This is a genomic window from Terrisphaera buseokensis, from assembly GCF_047521145.2.
Taxonomy (GTDB): domain Bacteria; phylum Verrucomicrobiota; class Verrucomicrobiia; order Opitutales; family Opitutaceae; genus ER46.
Genome location: NZ_CM134186.1, coordinates 764,092 through 786,850, shown reverse-complemented (window position 1 = coordinate 786,850; position 22,759 = coordinate 764,092). Strand labels below are relative to the sequence as shown.

The window sequence follows — 22,759 nt, the reverse complement described above, 5'->3', positions numbered from 1 at the left end:
CTGTCAGGATGAACGTGCGCTTTCTCCGCTGGCTGGTCACGGGCTCGACTCCGCTGTGGGTCCTGCCCGCCACGCAGGCCGTCGACCCGTATCAGTCGCGGCTGGACCGCGAATACAAGTCGTACTCCAACGCGCTGTCTCGCGCGTACAGCCCGCCGCCCCCGCGCCCCTCTCCGACGCCGTCGTACTCGTCCCGCTCGTATTCGTCGCCCTCGTACTCCTCTTCTTCCACCAGCCGGAACTATAGCGCACCGTCATCGTCGCGTTCGACCTCGTCGTACACGTCCCGTTCGACGCCGCCGAGCAACGTGAACTCGTACCGGGAGACGCAGCGAAATCTTTCGACGGCGAAGAAGACCTACGAGAGCCGGTTTGTGTCGCCTTCGCCGGCGCGTCCGGTCCAAACCGCGGCGAATCGGGCGGCGGAAACGGCGGCCCGCGCGGCCAGCGAGAAGGCCGCGCGCGAGGCGTTTCTGCGGGCACCGTCGCATCCGGCCGCGGCGTGGGCCCGCATCCTCGCCGACACCAAGGGCAAGGCACCGCTGGCGGCTCCGCCCAACAGCGCGCTCGAGTCGCGGCGCGGCGAGTTCGCCCACTACCTCGGCGTCGTGCAGCAACTGGGCGCGAAGGCCCCGTGGGAGGCCATGCGGCTCGGCCAGCTGTGCCTGTTGTTCCAGGGCCAGGGCGCGGAGCCCGCGCGCGCCTTCGAATTCTTTTCGCAGTCCAACCCCGCCTGGCCCGAGGTGCAGCTCGGCCTCGGCCTGTGCCACCTGCGTGGATACGGCGTGACGCCGAATCCGGAAAAGGCGCGCGAGTGGCTCGAACAGGCCGCTTCGCCGGCGCATGCCACTGGATCCGGCACGCAGTATGCAGGCAGCGGCGAGGCGTTGGGCGACAGCGGCTACCAGGCGTGTCGCGAACTCGCCGTCGCCTACGATCTGGGCGTCGGGCTGCCCGCCGACCCGGCGCTCGCCTCCCAGTGGTACAGCCGCGCGCAGTTTCGTCCGCTCCATCCGAGGGACTACGACGAAATCCACGCGCTCAAGGGCGAGTTCTGGGCCCGCCATGCCCGCAGCGCGCGGAAGCTGCTCGAGCAGGAGTTTGCCGCGGCCCGGATGACCGCCGGCTCGGTCCCGGCGGATCTGCAGGATCTGTCCGCGATCAAGGATGCGCAGGTGCTGTACGAGATCGGCGAGTTCGCTGACACCCGGAGCACGCCGGGCGGCACCACGGGTGTCCGGCGCAGCGGCAGCACGTACTTTCTCGCCGCGGCCAAGCTCGATCACGACGCCGCCGCGCGCGCGTACTTTTCCCCGGCAAAAAACGGCACCTACAACCGTGACCTCGACGGCGACGCCTTCTGGAAGGAACACGACGAATACGTGAAGGCGCAGTGGCCGAAGTGGGAGCAGGCGTGGCTCGCCGCGGCCAAGGGAGGGGATGCCGCCGCGAATATTCCGCTGGCCTTCTACTATTCCGGCGCGCGCGGGAATCCGCCGAAGACGGATCTGGCGCAGCGGCATGCCGCCCAGATGCCCGCCACGATGCCCGAGGCACAACGCAACGCCGTCCAGATGAGTATCAGTCTCGCGGATGCGCGGCAGAATCAGGAGTGGGTCCGGACCGTCTGGCTCAAATTTGGCGCCACTCCGCCCGCCCTCGATCTCGCGCGTCTCGGCGTGCCGGCCGATGCGGCCCGCGGCGCCGCGCTCCGCGACGAAGGCAACGCGCTCGCCGGCTCCGATCTCAAGCAGGCCCGCGATCGCTGGCGCGACGCCGCCGCGCTCGGCGATCTGCCGGCCCAGGTGCTGCTGTTCATCTACGCCAAGCAGCACAACGCCTACCTCGCCGACCCTTACGAGAAATCCCTGCAGGCCCGGCTGGAAGCGTCCGCAGCCCAGGGCGATCTCGGCGCGATCGCGACCCTCGCAGCGCTGCTCGACGGCAGCTACCACAACCGGCTGCACCTCGGCACCGCCACCAGCCAACTCGGCGGACGCTGGCTGGGCGAAGCGACGAAGCGCGCGCCGCACCGAAGTCAGTTTCTCCAGATTGGCCGCGACCCGAGCCTGACGGATGCGCACTGCGCCCGCGTGCGCGCGGCCGCGTTGCAGGAGTCCGACGCCTGGCAGGCTGTCGCCCGCACCTGGGGACTCACTGGAACCCACGTCATGGCCCAACTCACCCTGACGCCCGCGGAGATTCGGGGCGTCGACGGCAAACGCACCCAGTACCTGGCGCTCGCCGCTGCCGCCCGCCGGCTGGAGGCGCAGCTCGCAGTGTGGGAAAAGGCGATCGCGCGAGACGAGTTCGATCCCGAAGCCGACGTCCGCTACGTGCAGGCCTACGAGGCGTGGCTCGGACGCGACGAAACCGAGCGCGACGTCGCGCGGGCCGTCGACTACTTTGCCCAGAGCGTCGGTCTCGGCCAGCCCGTGGCACCACTCGCGCTCGCCTACTTCTTCGGCAGCGGCTACGGCGGATTCCCGCAGGACGCGGCGATCAGCCGGCGGTTTCGCGCGCTCGCCGACGCACGCCTCACCGCTCTGGCGGAGGACGACAACCACTGGGCGCAGACGATCCTCGGCGACCTGCTGGTGACCGACGGCGCGACGCGCGAGGACCGCCTCGAGAATCCCGGCGCCTTCGAATGGCTGCCGCCGGACAAGCCCCGCGGGTTGAAGTGGCTCGCCGCGGCGGCAATCGAAGGCGCGACGTTGCCGCGAAATTTCGGCGACTCGCAGGGGCAGATGGTCGCCTACTACCTCAGCCAGCGGTATTATGATGAGAAGGACGGCACGTCCTACTGCCGCTGGAAGCTCATCGACGAGGCGTATCGGGATATCCGTGACGACGAGCCCGGCGCCGAGGCGCAGTGGACGAAGGCGAGGGCGTTCGCGACGTCGATTCTGGGCGAGAGCGAGGAGGCGACGAAAGCCCGCCTGGCGCTTGAGACGGTGTTGAACGAAACCGAGGACGAGACCAAGCGCGCCGCGCTGCTCGTGCAACGGGCCCTCGGGCGCAAAGCCGAGCACCTCGACCGCCTCGCCTCACAGGACGCCGAGCTCGCAGTCTCGGCCGACTGCCTGAACGTCGCGGCCTGGAAACTTCTGGCCCGACTGCAACGCGAAGTCGGCGAGACGGCCGAGGCGGACGTCAGCGTCCACGTTACCAGAATCCTGGAAAACGACGCCTCCGCCGCCTCGGAGCTGGAGGCGGCCCTGCGCAGGTTGACTCCCGATCGTCAGGAAGTCCTGCGCTTCCGCTTTGCGGTCACGCTTGAGGGAAACCCGACGTCAGCCCCGCTGAAACTCCTGACCGCGATCGCGACGAAGGTGCAGGAGAAATAGCGGTAGACCGCAGCCGCGGTCGGAGACTCGAAACAATCTCACCAGCAGATTCAAACGGGCGGGATAAACCCGCCCGCCGTCTTCCTTTTCTCAGCTCCGGGCGCTCAACTCTCAGCCTTCAACTCTCACCTGGATCACCCGTCTCACTCCTCCGGCAACGGCTTGTCCTTCGTCTCCGGCAGCATCGGCAGCACCAGCAAGCCGAGGAGCAGCACGAGGCTCATCCACAGGCCGGCCGTGCGGAAGCCCTCGAGATTGCCGCTGAGGCTCTTCGTGATCTGACCGACCGTGAACGGCGCGGTCGCGGCCACGACGCGGCCGAAGTTGTAGCAGAAACTCGTGCCCGTCGCGCGCAGGCTCGTCGGAAACAGCTCGGGCAGATAGATCGCGTACACCGCGAACACCGACAACTGGCCGAAGCCCATCAGCGGAATCATCCAGAAGATGTCGCTGAACTGCCGCATGCCCTTGAACACAAGGACGGTCGAGGCGAACGAGAGAATCAGCGCGAGCGCGAAGGCGAACTTGCGGCCCTTCACCTGCGCCACCTTGGCCAGCACCGTCATGCCGAAGAACGCACCGATGTTCTGCAGCAGCAGCCCCATCGAACCCCAGAAGGCCTTTTCGCTCGCGAGTTTCTCGGGCGACACGTTTGTGGCCTTCAAGTGCTCGCCGACGATCGCCGACACGATGGTCGGGTGGAAATTGCCGATGCCCCACAGGCCGATGATGCCGGCGCTGCACAGGACCAGGCCGCCCCAGGCATGCTTCCGCCAGCGCGGATGCGACAGGAGCGACGCGTAAGAGCCGAATTTCACGCCGGAGATCTTGCCCGCTGCCTTCGCGTCCACCCACTTCTGCGGCTCCTTGAGCTTCGCGAGGATGAACACGCACAGGAACGCCGGCGCGCCGCCGACGATGAACATAGCCTGCCACGTCTTGATCCCCATGGGCAGAAGTTCGCGGGCCGCGAGCATGCCAATACCCATGCCGATCAGACCGGCGGAAATATTCCCGATGCTCGACAGCGACTGGAGCAAACCCAGCGCCGGCGCACGCGCCTTGTCCGGTACCGTGTCCGCGACGAGTGCCACCGCGAGACCGAAGACGCCACCGACGCCCATGCCGGTCAGAAACCGGTAGACGCAGAAGTCAAAGAAGCCGGTCGAGAGCGCGCTCAATCCGGTGAACACCGAATAAAGCAGCACGGACACCGTGAGGATCCGCGCGCGACCAAAGCGATCGCCCAGCGCGCCGAACAGCAATCCACCGGCCGCCCACCCGAGCAGAAACACCGAGGTCGTGTACGAACCGTATTCGATGACCTTGGACTTGTCCGTCAGGAGCTGCTCCATCGCGGCTCCGCGCCCGAGGTTGAAGAACTGCTGATCCATGCAGTCGAACAACCAGGCCAGCGAGGCGACGGAGAAGACGAACCAGTGATCCCGCGTCAGCAGGCGCGTCCAGGGTTGGGAGGGGGAAGCAATAGACATAGGAAAAAAACGGGAGGGCGCCGCTTCGTCGCCGCCAGTCGTCGACGCTGACGGAGCCGCGCCCTCCATCAGCTGCATTCACGAGTGCAGTCTAAAAAACCGCCACAAAATTCTTAGAGCTTCACCGGCATTCCCTTTTCCGCCGACGCATACAGCCCGCGAATCAACGCCACCGCCTTGCGCGCCTCGTGTCCGTCGATCGCCACCGGCCGGTTTTCCCGCACCGCATCGATGAGGTCCTGAATCTGCCGGCGATGACCCTCGAAACTGATCGCATTTGGCGCGCTCGCCCCGGAGCCCAGCGCCGCAGCGTCCTTCCGGGCCCGCACGGCGTCATCGCCCGGCTCGGCCCGCGTGAATTCCCAGCGCGCGATGTGATCGCCGTCCAGCACCACGGACCCGTGCTCGCCGCACAATTCGATCCGCCGGGCCCAACCCGGTTGCGTGGCCGTCGTGGCCTCGATCGTGCCGAGCCCGCCGTGCGCGAATTTCAGCGCCGCGCTCGCCGTATCCTCGGCCTCGATATGATCATACACCCGCCGGGTCGTCCAACAGAACACCTCGGCCGGCAGGCCGGCGAACCACTGCAGCAGGTCGATCGCATGAATCGCCTGATTGATCAGCGCCCCGCCGCCGTCGAGTGCGAGCGTGCCCTTCCAACCCGTGTAATATTCGCGCGAACGGTGCCATTTGACGTAGGCGCTTGCGAGCACCAGCCGGCCAAAGCGCCCGGCGTCGATCGCCGCCTTGATCGTCTGCGCACCTTCCGTGAACCGGGCCTGAAAAATCGGCGTGACCCTGACGCCCGCGGCGTCGGCCGCTCGCAGCAGCGCGTCCGCGCGCTCCGTCGTGATCTCGATCGGTTTCTCAACCACCACGTGCTTGCCCGCCCGGACGGCGGCCAGGGCCGGCTCCAGGTGCGCGCCACTGGGCGTGGTGATGCACACGACGTCGATATCGGGTCGGGCCACGAGTTCGTCGACGCTCGTGGTGGTGAACGGCACCTGGTGTTTCTGCGCAAAGGCCCGGACATTTTCCGGATTCCGCGTGGCGGCACCAACGAGCCGGCCACCGTGGGTGTGCGCGATGGCCTGGGCGTGGAAGTCGGCAATCATGCCGACGCCGATGATGCCGAAGCCAAGAGGACGGGAGGAGGATGCGGACGACATGAGCGCAACAGGTCGTAGCGCCCGGCATGCCGACGGCCACCCGAAAATTTGTGCCCGTCCGCCCGGCGCGCCGCAGCGTCGACCGCAGCCGCGGCATCCCATCATCGGGCGCACGCATGACGATACCGTCGTTCCGAACGTGCATTTTTGCGTCCGGTGGCTTTGCTTCGGGCGTAGCACAGGAATAAACGCCCACCCCGGCCCTCTCACCTCCCACTCCGATGCTGATTCGCACTCCGAAAGATTGGGCTCTGCCCGAGTCCGCCGTTACGCCCGAACGCGATTACGATCTTCGCCCGCGCCGTGATTTTCTCAAAACCCTCGGTTATGGCGTGGCCGGCCTCGCCGGTTCCGCGCTCACGTCGCACTCGCTGCTCGCCACGACGGCGGGATTTCCGACCCGCGTAAACCCGGACTTTCGCGACCCGGCCCTCAAGCCCACGTCGTACGAGCTCATCACGAGCTACAATAATTTCTACGAATTCGGCACCGACAAATCCGAGCCGAAGCCCAACGCGAACAAGGGCTGGACGACGGAGCCGTGGACGGTGGAGATCTCCGGGTTGATCAACAACCCGATGAAAATCGACGCGAACGATCTCGTGTCGAAATTGGGCGGCGCCGAGCAGCGCGTGTACCGTTTCCGCTGCGTCGAGGCGTGGTCGATGGTGATTCCGTGGGACGGCTTTCCGCTTTCGAAGCTCATCGCCCTCGCCGATCCAAAGTCCGAGGCAAAATTCGTCACGTTTACCACGTTCAATGATCCGAAGAATGTCCCGGGCCAGCGCCGGCCCGTGCTCGACTGGCCGTATTTCGAGGGCCTGCGGCTCGACGAGGCCAACCACGACCTCTCGTTCATCGCGACGGGCATCTACGGCAAACCGATCCCGAATCAGAACGGCGCGCCACTGCGCCTGGTGGTGCCGTGGAAGTATGGTTTCAAGTACGGCAAATCGATCGTGAAGATCGACTTCGTGGCGAAGCAGCCGCGCAACACCTGGCAGGCGATGGCCGCGCAGGAATACGGTTTCTATGCGAACGTGAATCCGACGGTCGATCACCCGCGCTGGTCGCAGGCCAGCGAGCGCGTGATCGGCGGTGGCGGCGTCCTCGGCAGCCGCCAAAAAACGCTCATGTTTAACGGCTATGAGAATCAGGTCGCCGGCCTCTACACCGGCATGAACCTGGCCAAGTTCTACTGAGCTCCGGGAGCGCCGGCGTCCCGCCTGCTCCTGCTCAAAAATGCGGGCCGCGAGGCCCGCGCCCCCATGTCTTTGCTCGAAAAACTCCTGCGCTCAAAGGTCGTCGTCTGGATCCTGCTCGTGCTGCCAGGCGCATGGGCGCTGAAGCCACTCTTCCGGCCCGATCCGAGCGACGCGGATCCGTTGAAATCCACGCTGCTGCATCTCGGCCTCATCGCGTGCATCCTGCTCGCGACGGTCCTGAGTTTCACGCCGCTGCGCGTGCTGTTTCCCAAGTGGGGCGTCGCGCTCGCGCTGAATCGTCACCGCCGTCTGGTCGGCGTCAGCGTCTTTGCCTACGCGTTGCTGCACTTCACCGCCCACGTGCTGCATGTTTACGACGGCGGCTTCGAGACGCTGGCGAAGGAAATCCAGAAGCCGTTTCAGCTCACCGGACTCGTCGCCCTGATCATCCTGCTGGCGCTGTCGATCACGAGCGTGAACGCCGCAATCCGCTGGCTCGGCGGCAAGGCGTGGAAAAATCTGCACCGCCTCGCCTATCTCGCCGCCGCGCTCGCCGCCTATCATCAGGCCGCCGCGCGGAAAATCTTTCCGATGCAAGTGGTGTGGATCTTCGGGCCGCTGGTGTTGCTCGAGATCGCGCGCATTTGGAAACAGCGCACGAAACCGAAGGCAGTTTGACGGGAAAACTCCGGAGGTGGGCCCACGGAACACACGGAAAGGAATCCAAGCCGAAGGCTGCAGTGGGGCCTGGGCGGCAACAAGAGGCCACTCCCCCTTCATCGCCTTGTCTGGTTCTTCCGTGTGTTCCGTGTGTTCCGTGGGCAACCCTCCGCACCCCGCCCTATTTCGTCACGCCCGCCAGAAACGCCTCGATCGCGTACGTCGTGAGCTGCCCGCCGGGGCCGTTGAGATTGAATTCGATCGCGTGCGTGGCCCACGGGAACGACACGTACACGCGCGGGATGCGCTGCTCGGCAAGCCGGGCGTCGAGGCGCACGCTGTGCCGGTACCAGACGAGCGCGTCGTTGACGCCATGGATCAACAGCGTCGGCGGCGTGCGCGGCGTCACATGAAACAGCGCGCTCGCCGACTCGTAGTTCGCCCGCGCCGAGTCGGGCGTGCCACCGAGGAACTGCCGCATGAGCGCGGGTGATTTCAGCATGTCGTCCTCGACGGTATTCACGTATCCGAAAATCAAATCCGAGGGCGCGTAGAGTCCGATCACACCGCGAATCGCCGGATCGCCCGCCGTGTACGCCGTCACCAGCGCGATCTGCCCGCCGGCGGAACGGCCGATCACCACGAAGCGTTGGGGATCGATCCCGAGTTCACCCGCGCGCTCCTTGAGCCACGCGATGGCCGCGATCAGATCGTGCTGTTGCGCCGGCCACTGAAAGCGCGGTGCCAGCCGGTACGAGATCGCCGCGACCGCATAGCCACGCCGCGCCAGCCAGTGGTTCAATCCGGGCAGCTGCGTTCGATCGCCGCTGTCCCAACCGCCGCCGTGCACCATCACCACGCACGGCGCGGGGGTGTCGATGCGCCCGACCGCCCGATAAAAATCCAGGGGCAACGCGTTCGGCGCGGTCAACGACTGCACCGCCACCGGCGTAACCGCCGGGCCGAAAAATAGCGTCGCGAGCGAAAACGGCGGCGGCACTGGCTGCGCGCCGCCGAATTGCGCCGCAAGCTGCTCTGCCAATTCCGGCCCCTGGCGCCACGCCTGCCACGCCGGCTTCGCGAGCAACAGCGCCGCCCCCAGCGCGATCGCGAGTGTCACGCGCGCGATCGTGGGCGTATCACCGGCGAGCCATCCCGCCGCGATGCCGATCAGCACGGCCACAATCGCCAGCCAGTGGCCGAACTCCCCGGCGAGCAGCGCCAGCTTCCACGAAGACCAGGCGGGCGCCTTGAACACCGTGAACAGTCCGAGCGCCGCCAGAGCGAGCGCGAAGCAAAGCAAAAACCAGCGAAGCATGGAGGTGATACGCGTGACGGCCCGGAGCCGGGTGCACAATTCTCAACCGCGGGGCGCGCGTCGGAGACGTGGCGGCAATCGCAGCGTGCACTCGCCATCGCACCCCAAGGCAGCTTGCACAGGAGATAACGGAGGCCACGGAGGCCGGGTCCTTTCTCTCTGTTGCCTCCGTTGCCTCCTGTGCAAACTCAGAAAAGTCGAAACACCCATGGCATTGGCGCGTTCAGGTCGCCCGTCGGCACCAGCACATTTTCTCTTTGCTCCCCTGCCCGCTTCCGTCGGCTAATCCCCGCGACTCATGCGCCGTCTCGATCAACTCCTCGCCAATCTGGGCTACTGCAGCCGCCGCGAGGCGCGGATTTGGATTGAAGATGGCCGCGTGACGGTGGGCGGCGAGACGGCGGACGATTTTGGCCGGAAGGCCGCAGAGAATGACGTGCGCGTCGACGGCGAACCGCTGGATCATCCGGGCGGGCTGCTGTTGATGGTGCACAAACCCGTCGGCCTCGTCTGCTCGCACGAAGACCGCGAAGGTCCCAACGTCTACTTGCTGCTCCCGGAACGCTGGCGGCGGCGCAATCCCGTCGTCACGAGCATCGGCCGGCTGGACAAGGACACCAGCGGCCTGCTCCTGCTCACGGATCAGTCCCCGCTCGTGCACCGCCTCACGTCACCGAAGCACAAGGTGCCGAAAGTGTATCGCGCTGTCGTCGACGCCGATTTGTCTCCTGATCTCATCGCGCTTTTCGCCAGCGGCACGTTGCTGCTGGAAGGGGAAAAGGATCCGTGTGCGCCCGCCGGCTTGAAGCTCATCACGGCTCGCGAAGCCGAGGTCACGTTGACCGAGGGACGTTATCACCAGGTACGACGCATGTTTTCCGCCCAAGGCGCCACCGTCGTCACCTTGCACCGCGAAAAATTCGGCCCGCTCGACCTCGGCGATCTACCGGCCGGGCAATGGCGCGAGCTGCCGCTGGATTACTTTTCATCACCCTGAGCCGCGCGGCACCCCGGTGCAGCGACCCGCCCGACCGGCGTCGTGTTTGCTCTGTGCCTTTGCGCCATTGTGGTTCACAACCCTGTTCCAACCGTTCCCGCTCCGCCCTTTTTCCATGTACGATTTTCCTCTCACCGGCGCCCAGAAATCCCGCCTCCGCGCCCTCGGCCAATCCCTCGACGCCGGCCTGAAGGTGGGCCGCAGTGGCCTCACGCCCGAATTCTACGCGGAGCTGCAGAAACTGTTGCGCGCACACGAACTCGTGAAGCTGCGGTTCCTCGGCGCGGATCGCGATGAACGCGAAACGCTCTGCACGCAAATCGCCGATCAGGGCCGCTGCGTGTGCGTCGGCGCCGTCGGACACACCGCGCTCTTCTTCCGCCAGAATCCGGATCCGAAGGCGCGCGGGGTGGTGCTTGAATCCAGTTGACGGTTGAGAAGTTGAAAGTTGAAAGACCGGCAACGCCCGCAGCGACGCACGCTTTCAACTTTCCGCCTTCAGCCGCGCCGGTTGCCGGCGCTCAGAACTGATACGCTACGACCGTGCTCTTGCCCTTGAAGTGGAAGACGCGGTTCATCGGTTCATCGACCATGTACTCGGGCTCCTTGTCCTTCAGCGGGAGCTCGCGATCGGTTTCGCCGGTGGCGAGGTTCACGCCGACGACCCCGATGTCCTTTTCCACCTTGGTGAGAATGTAGGTGTAGGCCTGTGACGCCTTCGAGCTGCCGGCGCGGGCCGCGGCCTTTTCCGTGTACTTGTTGTAGTTGTCGAGGTTCGTGTGAATCGTGGTCACGCCGCTGTTGTAGCCGCTCGTGCCAAAACCGCCGCCCGCCGCGGCCTGCGCGTTGCCGTACACCGCGGCCGCCGCCGTGACGGCAAACATCGCGATGTTGCCCAGCGCTTCGCTCGGCGCGGCATAAAACAGCGACCAGCTGGACGTCTTGGTCTCCGGATCGAAACCGAGCAGATGCTGCTTGCCCTGCACGATGACGCGGCCGCCGTTCAGGTTCACCGCCACCGGCACGTCGAGCAGACCCTTGTTCGCCGACATCACGCCTTTCGCGAGACCGGTCACTCCGCCGAGCGCGCCAAGGCCAATTTTCGCCACGCCGCCCATGCCCATCTTGCGCTTGAACTCGATTGGAACGCGAAACGTCTCCGTCGGCGTCGCGGCCGCCGCGTCGAGCCCGAGGACATTCGCGCCGTCGGCAAACACCACGGTCTTGCCGTCGGCCAGGACCGCCATGTTCGTGATGCCTTCCTTGGCCTTGTCGAAATGGTAGAGCGATTTTCCGTCCGCGGGATCGAGCACCACGATGCCGATCGGCTCGCGCAACGCCGCGGTCTTGCCGTCGGAGAAGTTGCCGCCGTAGCGCGAGAAGATCTTGCCGCCGACGATCTCGAGCTGGGCCACGATGGCGTTGTCGCGCGCCTTGAAGAGTCCGGCGAAATCCGAGATGCGATCACTCTTCCACAATTGGGTGCCCGTCTTGCGATCGATCGCGTACACGCTGCCGCCGCCACCGCCGTAGATGCGATCGCCGTCGATCCGCAGCGGCGCGTAGGTTTTCTTCAGGCCCTTGTTGCCCGCGGGAAATTCCACGCCCCACTTCACCGCGCCCGACGTCAGATCAACGCAATGCACGCCAAGATAACCGACGTACAGTTCGTCGCCATCGACCACCGGGTCGTGATAACCGGAAAGATCCATCGTCGGAATGAAGCGGCCGCTGTTGTCCGCGAGGTGCAGCGGAATGCCGCCGGCCTTGGTGAACTTCGTCGACCACTTCGCCGCGCCAGTCGTGAGATCGTGCGCCATGAAGTACACGCCGTTGTCCTTCTGATCCATCGTATTGACCACGAAGATCACCAGGTTCTTCTGCGGCACCGGAATCGTGCCGTGGTACTGGCCGAGCAGCTGCGGCGCGGTCCAGATCGTCGTGCCGGTCTGCGAGTCGATGGCCATGAACGTGACCTTGCTGTTCATCATCCCATCGTAGGTATTGCAGATGAGGATCGGCGTGCCGGGAATTTCGCGCGCATTGTTGCGGTTCGATTTCTTGATGTCGTCCCGCTTCCAGGCGATCTTCCCGTCCTCGGGCGTGATGGCCATCAGCGCCTGATCCGTGCCGATCAGCAATCCACCGAGCGACGTGAGCTGGTGCCACTTGGCGTCGGCGCCGAGCGGGGTGCTCCACACCTGTTGCGCCGGGGCGGCGGCAAGGTCGGACGCGACAAGCGCGGACAGAATCAAGGCGGAGACGAAGGATCGCGTTTTCATGCAGCGGCGGAAGTTGGACGGAAAACGCCCTGAATGGGCGTGGAAGCCCCGGCAGCATACCTGAAGCTATCCACGTTGTGAATACGTAGGCCTGCGTAGGCCGGACCACGCGACCCGTTTGCACCAAGCGCGGAGTCGGCGGCGTTTCGGTCCACGTCGGCACGCCGATGCCGGCACAGCAACCCACAGCTTGCCGCGGCGAATCGCGGCAGGCAGGCTCGGAACCATGTCGTCGCTTCCCACTCGCGCCGAAATCGATGCTGCCGCCGCGTTGGTCGAGGCCGTGATCCCGCGGACGCCACAGTATTCCTGGCCGCTGCTCAACGCGCACGCCGGCTGCGAGCTCTGGGTGAAGCACGAAAACCACACGCCGCTCGGCGCGTTCAAGGTGAGGGGCGGATTGGTCTACATGGACGAACTGCGCCGGCTCGAACCCGGGTGCCGGGGCGTGGTGTGCGCAACCCGCGGCAACCACGGCCAGTCCGTGGCCTTCGCCGCGCGGCGGCACGGGCTCGAGGCCGTCGTGGTCGTGCCGCGCGGCAACAGCGCCGAGAAGAACGCGGCGATGCGCAGCCTGGGCGCGACGCTGATCGAGCACGGCGACGACTTCCAAGCGGCATTGGAACACGCGCGCGCGCTCGCCGTCAGCCGGGACCTGCACGCGATACCCTCGTTCGCCCCCGCACTGGTGCGCGGCGTGGCCGTCTCGGCGATCGACTTCCTGCGGCACGTGCCGCCGCTCGACACCGTCTATGTTCCCATCGGCCTGGGATCCGGAATCTGCGCGATGATGGCCGCCCGTGACGCCCTCGGCCTCGCCACGCGAATCGTCGGCGTGTGTTCGGCGCACGCACCCGCCATCGCCCGCTCCTTCACCGCGCGCGAAGTGATCGTGCAACCGTCTTCGACCCGGATCGCCGACGGCCTTGCCTGCTCGACGCCCGATCCGACGGCCCTCGCGTCCATCCTGCGCGGCACGGAACGCATCGTGCAGGTGACCGACGACGAAGTCGAAGCCGCCATGCGTACGTGTTTTTCCTCCACGCACAACACCATCGAGGGCGCGGCCGCGGCCAGCGTCGCGGCAGTGCTGCAGGAACGCGCCCTCCACGCCGGCCGCCGCATCGGTGCCGTCCTGACCGGGGGCAATGTCGACACCGCGGTCTTTGCGCGGGTGCTCGGTGAATCGTGACGGGGCGTGACCGTCCACGGGGCTGCAGCGACATGCAGAGCTCCGGCCCGGCGGCCGAAGCCGCACGGGTGGAGTGGAAAAAACGGATACCGACGGGTGGAGTCCGGGCACGCCGGATCCGTGATTCCACCCCTGTGTTCGCGATTGCGACGCGCGGAGCCACCGACTCAATGCCGGGATGCGCCTCGGCCCTCCCTCGTTCGAACGTCGCCCGCTTCCACCGGGTGGGTGCTTCCGGGCGTGAGTATGCGCGCTTTGCTTTCCCCGTCCCTCCGCAGCCTGCGACAGGGCGCGCTCGCGATTCTCGCCGGCCTCGCCATTTCGGCCCGGTCGGCAACATTCGATCCCGAAGCCGGACTGCCGGTGATCCGGAATTTCCTTCCCGAGACTTACCGCGGGCACAGCCAGATCTTCGCATCGGCGCGGGCGCCCGACGGGATCATGTATTTCGGGACGTACGGTCAGGTGGTGTCGTTTGACGGCGAGCGCTGGCGCCAGCACCCCGTATCCGGCACCTGGACACGCGCCCTCACGTTCGGCTCCGACGGACTCCTTTATATCGGCGGTGGCGGTCTGCTCGGCCGCTTGGAAGCCGACGCGACGGGTGGCGGACTCCGCTTCGTTTCGCTCGTGGATCGCCTGCCTGCCGAGCAGCGCGGTTTCGCGACGGTATGGAATGCGGTCACCGCCGGTGACGCCGTCCTGTTCGCGATCGATGGCGCAACGCTCACCTGGCGCAACGGCGGGTTTCGCGTGCAGCCCTTCCCCGGCCAGCGTCCGGCCGTTCGCAGCGCCGCCAACACCGTCTTTTGTCACGCCGGCGATCAATTGCTCCGGTGGGACGGCCAAGACTGGCAGCCGTTCGCGCGCAACGCAGCGCTGGCCGCAGCGCGGCGGATCACGCTCCTGTCCGGCGAGGCCGGCGGCTGGGTGATCGCGCTCGATGCCGGCGGCCTGCTGCGGCTCGGCGCCGACGGCACGATTGCCCCCTGGCCGACGGCGGCAGCCGAATTTCTACTCCGCGCCGGCATCCGCAACGGCGTCCGGCTAGCAGACGGCAGTTACGCGCTGTCCACCGCCGGCGAGGGCGTGGTCATTCTCTCCCACGAGGGCACCCCTTTGCGCCGGCTCGGCGCGGAATCGGGCCTCGCCCACGCCGCAACCTACGGCCTGGCGCACGGAGCCGACGGCGCGCTCTGGGTGGAAACCGCGAACGGACTCTCCACCTTCGAGCCGCTGGCCCCGTGGAGCGTCTTCGATGTGCGTAACGGCCGTCCCGATACGATCGGCGGCGAGCCGTCGCGGTTCAAGGGCGAGCTGATCATCACGATGAGCGACGTCGCTCCGCTGCGGCTGCGGCCGGCGCCGGATCCGCTGGGTGCGGCGCGGCTGGAACCCTACGGAAACACCCGGGCCGCGCGGCTCTCCAACATGGTGCCGATGCACGGCGGGCTGTTGAGCGGCAATGAACGCGGCGTGGTGCGCGCCGACGGCGACCGGCAGGTGCTGCACGCGAGCCCGAGCCAGGTTGAGGACATGCGAGCGTTGCAGCAGCTTCCCGGCGTTCTCGTGATCGGCATGTTGCGCGGCGTCGAACTGGTGCGTGTGGCGCCCGATTTCACCGTTACTTCACTGGGCCGGGTGCCGGACTTTGAACTCGAGACGACCAACATCCGCGAGGCTGCGGGGCGCACGGTTTGGATCGGGACCACGTCCGGGATCGCGTTGCGGCTGCGACTTGGTGCGGACGGGACGCCTGGCGAAGCGACCCGTTTCGACACCGCACGCGGCCTCCCGGCGGGCACGGGCTGGGTGAAAGTGCACCGCACGCCGGAAGGTCCGCTGCTGTGCGTCCGCGACGGCGTCTTCCGCCTGGACGCAACGGGCGAACGGCTCGTCCCGGACCAACGCTTCTCACGGCAGCGTCCGTCCGGGGTGAATACGCTGCCGATCGAGGGCGACGACGCGGGCCGGTTCTGGTTCCAGATTCCCGGCGGTGAGTCGGGGTTTCAAATGGGCTGCCTCGACACGCGCGGCGGCGAGACCAGTTGGACGCTGCTTCCGCCCGCCATCAGCAACTCCCTCGGCTACGGAGGCGCGCGCGACATCTCCTACCTCAGGGAGAACGGGCGCGAGTTGCTCTGGATCTCCGGTGTGCGCAGCACGGTCCGGATCGATCTTTCCAGTGCGCCGAACGCGGCCGTGGCACCGTCCGTGGTCATCTCCGCCATCGTCCAGGGATCGACGCACGGGCAGCCCCGCGCCACCACCCTGCAACTACCGTATCGTCGCGAACCGCTGCGCCTGCAGTTCGCCAGCCCGGAGGCGGCGCTCGCGCCGGTGAGTTATGAAACGCGGCTGCTTGGCTACGCGGAAGACTGGACTCCCGCGACCGCGCCGGAAGCGACCTTCACGAATCTGATCGGCGGACCATTCACCCTCGAAGTGCGCGCCCGCGACGCACTGGGCCGCACCGGCTCCGTGGCCCGGACGACGTTTGCGGTGTCGCCACCCTGGCATCGGACCCCGGCGGCCTACGCGGCGTACGGCCTCGGCTTGTTTGGGGCCGTTGCCGGTTTTGTTCGCTGGCGGCTCACTCGCGCCGAACACGAGCGCCGCCGGCTCGAGGGCATCGTCGCCGACCGCACCCGCGACCTCGCCGCCGCGCGCGATCAGGCCGAAGCCGCGAGCCGGGCAAAGAGCGCGTTCCTCGCCGCCATGAGCCACGAGCTCCGCACCCCGCTGAACGGCGTCATCGGCTACGCGCAGATTCTCCAGGCCGATCCGCGCCTCGTGAGCGATCAACGCGATCGCGTCCGCATCGTTCATCAAAGCGGCGAGCACCTGCTGCGCATGATCAACGACGTCCTCGACCTCGCGAAGATCGAAGCGGGCAAACTCGAACTGCGTCCGGCGCCATTTCCGCCCCGCGATCTGATCCAGGACGTCACGGCCGCGCACGCGCCCGCCGCGCACGCGAAACGCCTCGCGTTTCACACGGAGATCGCGCCCGGGCTGGCCCCGTGGGTCGAGGGCGACGCGCAGAAGCTGCGGCAGGTCCTCGACAACCTGCTGGGCAACGCCGTGAAGTTCACGGAGCGCGGCAGCGTGAGGTTGAGCGTGACCGCCAGCGACGAAGGTGAGCCGGCGACACCGCGGCTGGTGTTCACCGTCACCGACACCGGTCCCGGGATCTCAGCGGCGGATCAAGCGCGGCTGTTCCAGCCCTTCGAGCAGGCTCACGACACGCGCTCCGCCATGCCGGGCACGGGCCTCGGCCTCGCGATCAGTCGCGCCATCGTCGAACGCATGGGTGGCACGCTGGATGTCACGAGCACGCCCGGCACCGGCAGCAGCTTCGCGTGCACGGTGGCGCTACCCGCGTGCGCCGCGCCCGTTCACGCCGTCGCGCGACCGACTGTCACTGGCTACGACGGACCGCGGCGCCGTGTGCTGATTGTCGATGACCACACCGTGAATCGCAGTCTGCTGACCGACCTGCTGGCGCCGCTTGGCTTCACCTGCAGCGAGGCGAGCTCAGGCGAGGAAGCTCTCGCACGACTCACCACCGGCACCGAAGCGTGGCCCGAGCTCGCCATCGTCGATTTGCGCATGGACGGCATCGACGGACTCGAACTCACGCGCCGCATCCGCGCGTTGCCGCGCGGCCAGGCCGTGAAGGTGATCCTCACCTCGGCTTCCGTGATCAGTTTTCGCCCGGAAGACGGACGCGCGGCGGGCTGCGACGATTTTCTGCCGAAGCCGTTTCGCACCGCCGACCTGGTCGAGAAAATCGGTGCGCTGCTCGCGCTGCGCTGGCACGAAGTCGCGGCCGCCCCGACCTCCATTCCGGCAGTTCCATCCGACGGCACACCCCTGCCCGCGCCGGCTGCGGCCGCGCTGCGCGATCTGCTGGCGAGCGGCGACCTCGAGGCCTTTCGCGCGGCCCTCGCCCGCGAGCGCTTGGCGCATCCGGCGGCGGAGGCACAGTGGCAGGCGATGGACGAAGCGGCCGCAACCTTTCAACTGTCGCGACTGCGGCAATTGCTGGCATGAAACGCCGGTCCCCAGCGCGCCCGTTGAAGCCGGCGTGGGTCCAGAGCTTTCTCGCCCTGGGATCAGGCCGCTCCCACCTTCCCCGGGCCCTCGTTCTGATCCCCCTTGGGCTTTGGTCGGCGGGTATCGCGCACGCCGGCCCGGACGGCGAATCGGGCCGCCCGTTCCTGCAAACGTTCACCCCGCGTGATTATCGGGCGCACCAGCAGGTCTGGATGGGGGCGCAGGGACCCGACGGCCTGATGTGGTTCGGGAACAGTCACTCCGTCATCTCCTACGACGGTGCCGCCTGGCGTCGTATCAACATTCCGGGCACAAGCTGGATTCGCACCCTCGCTTTCGGCCAGGATCAGCGACTCTACGTCGGCGGCACGGATCAACTCGGCTTCATCGCGCCGGGGCCGGACGGTGCGCCCCGCTTCACTTCGCTCCTCGAAAAACTCCCGACGGCTCATCGTTCGTCGGGAGTCATCTGGAGCATGGCGGCCGCCCGTGACGCGGTGTGGTTTGCGACCGAATCCCTCGTGCTGCGCTGGCAGCGGGGCGAGTTTCGCGCGTGGTCGTTCACGAATCATTCCCGCCAGTATCTGCAGCGCGTCGGCGACGAACTGTTCCTGCACCGGCAGGGCGTGGGGCTGTTTCAATTCGCCGGCGACGACTTCTCCCGGGTGACCGATTCGCCGGAGGTGGCCGGATCCCAATTCTGCCTCGTTGAACGCCTCGAGGATGGCAGCCTCCTGCTCGGACTCGGCACCGGCCCGTTCTTTCGCTGGCAGGACGGGAAGCTGACGAGGTATCCGACTCCGACGGACGCGCTCTTCGCCCGCACCAAACTTCGCTACATGGTGCGGCTGCCAGACGGCACGCGCGCGATCGGCACGACCACGCTGGGTGTCATCGTCACCGACGCCGACTTCAATTTCCGCACCCGGCTCAGCGCGACCAACGGTCTCGAGAGTGAACAACTGCTCAGCCTCACGCCTGACCGCGAACGCGGCGTCTGGATCGGCACCGGCAACGGCGTGGTGCGCGCCGAGATCGGCTCGCGTTTCAGCGTGTTCGACAAACAGAGCGGCCTGCCCCGCAACCTCACGCACGATCTGCGCCGGCACGCAGGCACGTTCTACGCCGCGACCGCCGAAGGTCTGCTCCGTCTCGTACCCGCGGATACAGCCACCGGCACGCCGGCGCGTTTCGAGCCAGTGCCGGGTGTGCGCGATCCATGCTGGTCGCTGGCGAGCCACCCCGCCGGCCTGCTGATCGCCACCGGCCGCGGCGTGCTGCAGCTGCCACCGGACGGGACCGCCCCGCGGCTGATTTTCGAGGCACCCGACGGCGTCAGCAAACTCACCGCGCTGCGCGGGCAACCCGACCGGATGTTTGTCGGGCGCTTCATCGGCCTCAACGTCCTGCGCTTTGCCGACGGCCGCTGGCGCGATGAAGGTGGCGTGCCCGGACTCAAGACCGAGATTCGCACCGTGGCCGAGGCGGCCGACGGCGTCGTCTGGCTCGGCACGCCGACGCGCGGCTTCATCAAGGTCGTGCGCCCGCCGGGCAGCCGTGCCGACGACTGGTCACGCGCGACGTTTTCCAGCTACCGTGAAGATCATGGACTGCCCACCGAGCAGGGCTGGAGTCACGTGTACGCTCCAGGCGATCGCGTCGTATTCGTGACCGACTCCGGCACTTTCACCTACGATGCCACCGCGGATCAGTTTCGCGTCGATCCGGATCTGCAGATCGCGGGACGTCACGTGCGCACGCAGCTGTGGCCGCTGACACCCACGGCCATTCCGGACGTGCTGTGGGCGCAGGCCGACACGGAGAACACGGATATTCCGCGCCAGCTCGGCCGGCTCACGCGCCAGCCCGGACGCGCCGCGGAATTTTCACCGCTGCCCCGAAAAATTCTCGAGCAGGTTGCGTTTGGCGGTGCGCGCACGCTCGCGTGGGAACGCGCCGACGATCGGGAGTACTTGTGGCTCGGTGGACCTGACGCGCTGGTGCGCACCGACCTCGGTGCCGCGCCGCCGCCCGCGGCCACGTGGAACGTGTTGATTCGCGACGTCGTGCTGCCCGACGGCACGCGCCTCACGCCCACGGCCGGCGCGGCAGCTCCGCGCTTCGCCTATGCCCGCGCCCCGCTCACGCTGGCGTACAGCGCGCCGCGTTTCGGCGCGGGTCCCGTCATGCGTTACCAAACCCGCTTGATCGGCTACGACGACGCGTGGCAGCCGTGGTCGCCGCGCACCGAGGCGGAGTTCACCAATCTCTCCGGCGGACCGTTCACCTTCGAGGTGCGCGCCCAGGATCCGGATGGCAACATGAGCGCGCCCGCCCGCTTCACCTTCTCCGTCGCCCCGCCCTGGCATCAAAGTCTCGGCGCCTACATTCTCTACGGCCTGGTCATCGCCGGCGGACTTTTTGCCTTCGTGCACTGGCGTCTTGGCCAGGGCGAACGCGAGCGGGCCCGGCTCGAGGCGCTCGTCGCCACGCGCACCGGTGAACTCGCGACGGCCCGCGACGCGGCGGAAGCGGCCAACCGCGCCAAGAGCGCGTTCCTCGCTGCGATGAGCCACGAGCTGCGCACTCCGCTCAACGGCGTCATCGGTTACTCGCAGATCCTCCAGAACGACGCGCGCCTGCTGCCGGACCAAAAGGAACGCCTCGGCATCGTGCTGCACAGCGGCGAACACCTGTTGCGCATGATCAACGACGTTCTCGATCTCGCCAAAATCGAAGCTGGCAGGATCGAGCTGCGGCTCGCGCCCTTCGCACCCGGTGAACTCCTGCGCGACATCGCGGCGAGTCACACCTCCACCGCCACCAGCAAGGGTCTCGCGTTCACGCTGGAGTTGCCCGCGGAACTTCCCCCGCACGCAATCGGCGACGCACAGAAACTCCGGCAGGTACTCGACAATCTGATCGGCAACGCGATCAAGTTTACGCCCCGAGGAAGCGTCATTGTGCGCGTGACGTTGCTGAATGCAGGCGAGGCGCCCTCGGCCCCCGATCTCACGGCCGCCGCGGGGATGGACTCGCGGGGCGTGGTCACCCCGCCTGCCGTGGAATGCGCGTTCAGCGTGACCGACACCGGACCGGGCATTTCCACCGGCGATCAGGCGCGTCTGTTTCAACCGTTTGAACAAGCCGAGGCCTCGCGCGGGGACGCGCCCGGGACCGGGTTGGGCCTCGCAATCAGCCGGGCGTTGGTCGAGCGCATGGGCGGAGCGCTCGTCCTGAGCAGCGAGCCGGGCCGAGGCAGCACCTTCACCTTCAACCTCGTCCTGCAGCCGGTGAGTGCTGTTCCCGCAACCGCGGCGGCCCTGAATCACATCATCGGATACGAAGGCGTCCGGCGGCGCGTGCTCGTGGTCGACGATCATGCCATCAATCGCCGGCTCGTGGCCGATTTGCTCGTTCCGCTCGGGTTCAACTGCACGGCGGCGGAATCCGCCCAAACGGCGCTCGCCGGCCTCACGTCAGGCGGCGAACCGTGGCCCGATCTCGTCGTCCTCGATGTGCGCATGGCCGGGCTCGACGGCCTGGCGTTGACGCGCCGGTTGCGCGCCCATCCGCGCGGGCGCGATCTCAAGGTCCTGCTGATGTCGGCGTCGGTCTTGAGCTTCGATGTTGCCGAGGGTCACCGGGCCGGCGCGGACGATTTTCTGGCGAAACCGTTCCGCGCGCCTGAACTGCTCGAAAAGGTCGGACACCTGCTGCAGTTGCAGTGGGCAACCTTGAGCGCGACCGCTGACGAATCGTCCCGTTTTGCGGCGGAAACGGACGTCCCACTTCCCGCCGGTGGCCTCGCTCAGTTGCGCGATGCGCTCGCCCAGGGTGATCTCGCCGACTTTCGCTGCCAACTGGCGGTCCTGCGGGCGGCGCACCCGGCCGCTGAAAGACGCTGGCGGATGCTCGACGAGGCGGCGGCGGCGTTCCAGCTTTCCCGTTTGCGCCAGCTGCTCGAATCTCCATGAGTCCGCCCACCGTACTGGTCGTTGACGACACGCCCGCTGCGTTGGGCGTGGTGTGTGATGCCTTGCGGCAGCAGGGTGTGCGCGTGCTGCTGGCCGAAAGTGGTGCGGCGGCCCGCGCGGTGCTCGCGCGCACGCAGCCGGATTTGGTGCTGCTCGATGTGATGATGCCGGGCGAGGACGGGTTTGCCGTGTGCGCGGCGTTGCAGGCGCACGCGGTGTGGCGCGAGTCGCCGGTGATTTTTCTCACCGCGGTCGACGAGCCCGATCAGAAAGTGCGGGCGTTCGCGGCGGGCGCCGTCGACTACGTGACGAAGCCGGTGCACGTCGCCGAGCTCGTGGCGCGCGTGCGCGTGCAGCTCGAATTGCGCGCCGCGCGGCGGAAACTTGAGGCGCAGAACGCCGAACTCGAAAGCGAAGTCGCGTTGCGGCTCGACGCCGAAGCCCAGCTGGCCAGTTCACTCGATCGCGCCGTGCTCGTGCTCAACCCGGCCGGCGAGCTGCTGTTCGCCACCCGGCTCGCGCACGGACTGATGGCCAAGTTTGGGATCGCGCCGACCGACCTCCTCAACGCGAATCGTTTCTCGGGCCCGGCCGGAATCCTCAACGTCCGGCATTTCACCGAACCTGGCCGCGACGATCTGGTCATGCTCGCGCTCGAGGAGGAACACGCTCCGCCCGGGCCGGCAGCACTGCTGACGCTTGGATTGACACCCCGACAGGCCGAGGTCGCCTATTGGGTGGCGCAGGGAAAAACCAATCCGGAGATCGCGCTCATCCTCGGCGCAAGTCCGCGCACCATCGACAAGCACATGGAGCGGATCCTCGAACGCCTTGGCGTCGAGAACCGGATTGCCCTCATTGTGCACACCGGCGCGCTGCTGCGGCCGCGGACCGGGGGGTGAGATCGCTCGCAGTTTGGCGCCGTTAACCGCGCCGACTAGGCGTGGCTCGCGCGGTCTCGTGCACCGAGGGAGGTCAGGCCCGTTCGTCCCGGGGAATCCTCCCCATACGCAGGTCCACGTAACGACAGGTTTCGCAATCGCGGATATTATCGGCG

The 22,759-nt window shown here is 67.1% G+C and carries 13 protein-coding genes; 9 read left to right on the top strand and 4 right to left on the bottom strand.

Annotated elements, in window-relative coordinates:
* The first annotated feature begins 8 nt into the window (after window positions 1-8).
* Window positions 9-3,350 (top strand): tetratricopeptide repeat protein, encoded by a 3,342-nt coding sequence (locus ACLJEU_RS02890; protein ID WP_414664501.1) that lies wholly within the window; start codon window positions 9-11, stop codon window positions 3,348-3,350.
* 143 nt (window positions 3,351-3,493) lie between these two features.
* Here the strand turns inward: ACLJEU_RS02890 and ACLJEU_RS02885 are convergent, their stop codons facing one another.
* Window positions 3,494-4,843, bottom strand: coding sequence for an MFS transporter (locus tag ACLJEU_RS02885; protein ID WP_414664500.1), 1,350 nt, complete (start codon window positions 4,841-4,843; stop codon window positions 3,494-3,496).
* A gap of 113 nt (window positions 4,844-4,956) precedes the next feature.
* Complete coding sequence (locus ACLJEU_RS02880; protein ID WP_414664499.1) at window positions 4,957-6,012, bottom strand: Gfo/Idh/MocA family protein; 1,056 nt, start codon at window positions 6,010-6,012, stop codon at window positions 4,957-4,959.
* A 221-nt stretch (window positions 6,013-6,233) separates the two neighbouring features.
* On the opposite strand from ACLJEU_RS02880, the gene msrP reads away from it, so the two are divergent.
* Complete coding sequence (msrP, locus tag ACLJEU_RS02875) at window positions 6,234-7,214, top strand: protein-methionine-sulfoxide reductase catalytic subunit MsrP (protein WP_414664498.1); 981 nt, start codon at window positions 6,234-6,236, stop codon at window positions 7,212-7,214.
* A 66-nt stretch (window positions 7,215-7,280) separates the two neighbouring features.
* Window positions 7,281-7,895 carry a ferric reductase-like transmembrane domain-containing protein gene (locus ACLJEU_RS02870; RefSeq protein ID WP_414664497.1) on the top strand — a complete coding sequence of 205 codons (615 nt, stop codon included), beginning with the start codon at window positions 7,281-7,283 and terminating at the stop codon, window positions 7,893-7,895.
* 163 nt (window positions 7,896-8,058) lie between these two features.
* On the opposite strand, the gene ACLJEU_RS02865 is transcribed toward ACLJEU_RS02870, so the two are convergent.
* A complete protein-coding gene (locus tag ACLJEU_RS02865) occupies window positions 8,059-9,195 on the bottom strand; it encodes an alpha/beta hydrolase fold domain-containing protein (protein WP_414664496.1) in 1,137 nt (378 codons plus the stop codon).
* A 298-nt stretch (window positions 9,196-9,493) separates the two neighbouring features.
* Here ACLJEU_RS02865 and ACLJEU_RS02860 point away from each other — a divergent pair, with 298 nt between their 5' ends.
* On the top strand, window positions 9,494-10,192 hold the full coding sequence (locus tag ACLJEU_RS02860) for a pseudouridine synthase (protein ID WP_414664495.1): 699 nt from the start codon (window positions 9,494-9,496) through the stop codon (window positions 10,190-10,192).
* A 115-nt stretch (window positions 10,193-10,307) separates the two neighbouring features.
* Window positions 10,308-10,622, top strand: a complete 315-nt coding sequence (locus ACLJEU_RS02855) for a YhbY family RNA-binding protein (RefSeq protein ID WP_414664494.1) — start codon at window positions 10,308-10,310, stop codon at window positions 10,620-10,622.
* Window positions 10,623-10,713: 91 nt separating this feature from the next.
* Here ACLJEU_RS02855 and ACLJEU_RS02850 read toward each other — a convergent pair whose 3' ends face one another.
* Entirely contained in the window at window positions 10,714-12,474 is a 1,761-nt protein-coding gene (locus tag ACLJEU_RS02850; RefSeq protein ID WP_414664493.1) for an outer membrane protein assembly factor BamB family protein, read from the bottom strand.
* A gap of 226 nt (window positions 12,475-12,700) precedes the next feature.
* On the opposite strand from ACLJEU_RS02850, the gene ACLJEU_RS02845 reads away from it, so the two are divergent.
* The 4 genes from ACLJEU_RS02845 (at window position 12,701) to ACLJEU_RS02830 (ending at window position 22,604) form a co-directional block, all read left to right on the top strand.
* Window positions 12,701-13,666 (top strand): threonine dehydratase, encoded by a 966-nt coding sequence (locus ACLJEU_RS02845; protein ID WP_414664492.1) that lies wholly within the window; start codon window positions 12,701-12,703, stop codon window positions 13,664-13,666.
* Window positions 13,667-13,912: 246 nt separating this feature from the next.
* Window positions 13,913-17,722, top strand: coding sequence for an ATP-binding protein (locus ACLJEU_RS02840; protein WP_414664491.1), 3,810 nt, complete (start codon window positions 13,913-13,915; stop codon window positions 17,720-17,722).
* Window positions 17,719-21,702, top strand: coding sequence for a hybrid sensor histidine kinase/response regulator (locus ACLJEU_RS02835; RefSeq protein WP_414664490.1), 3,984 nt, complete (start codon window positions 17,719-17,721; stop codon window positions 21,700-21,702). Before ACLJEU_RS02840 ends, ACLJEU_RS02835 begins: the two co-directional genes overlap by 4 nt.
* A complete protein-coding gene (locus ACLJEU_RS02830; RefSeq protein ID WP_414664489.1) occupies window positions 21,699-22,604 on the top strand; it encodes a response regulator in 906 nt (301 codons plus the stop codon). Before ACLJEU_RS02835 ends, ACLJEU_RS02830 begins: the two co-directional genes overlap by 4 nt.
* The last annotated feature ends 155 nt before the right edge of the window (window positions 22,605-22,759 follow it).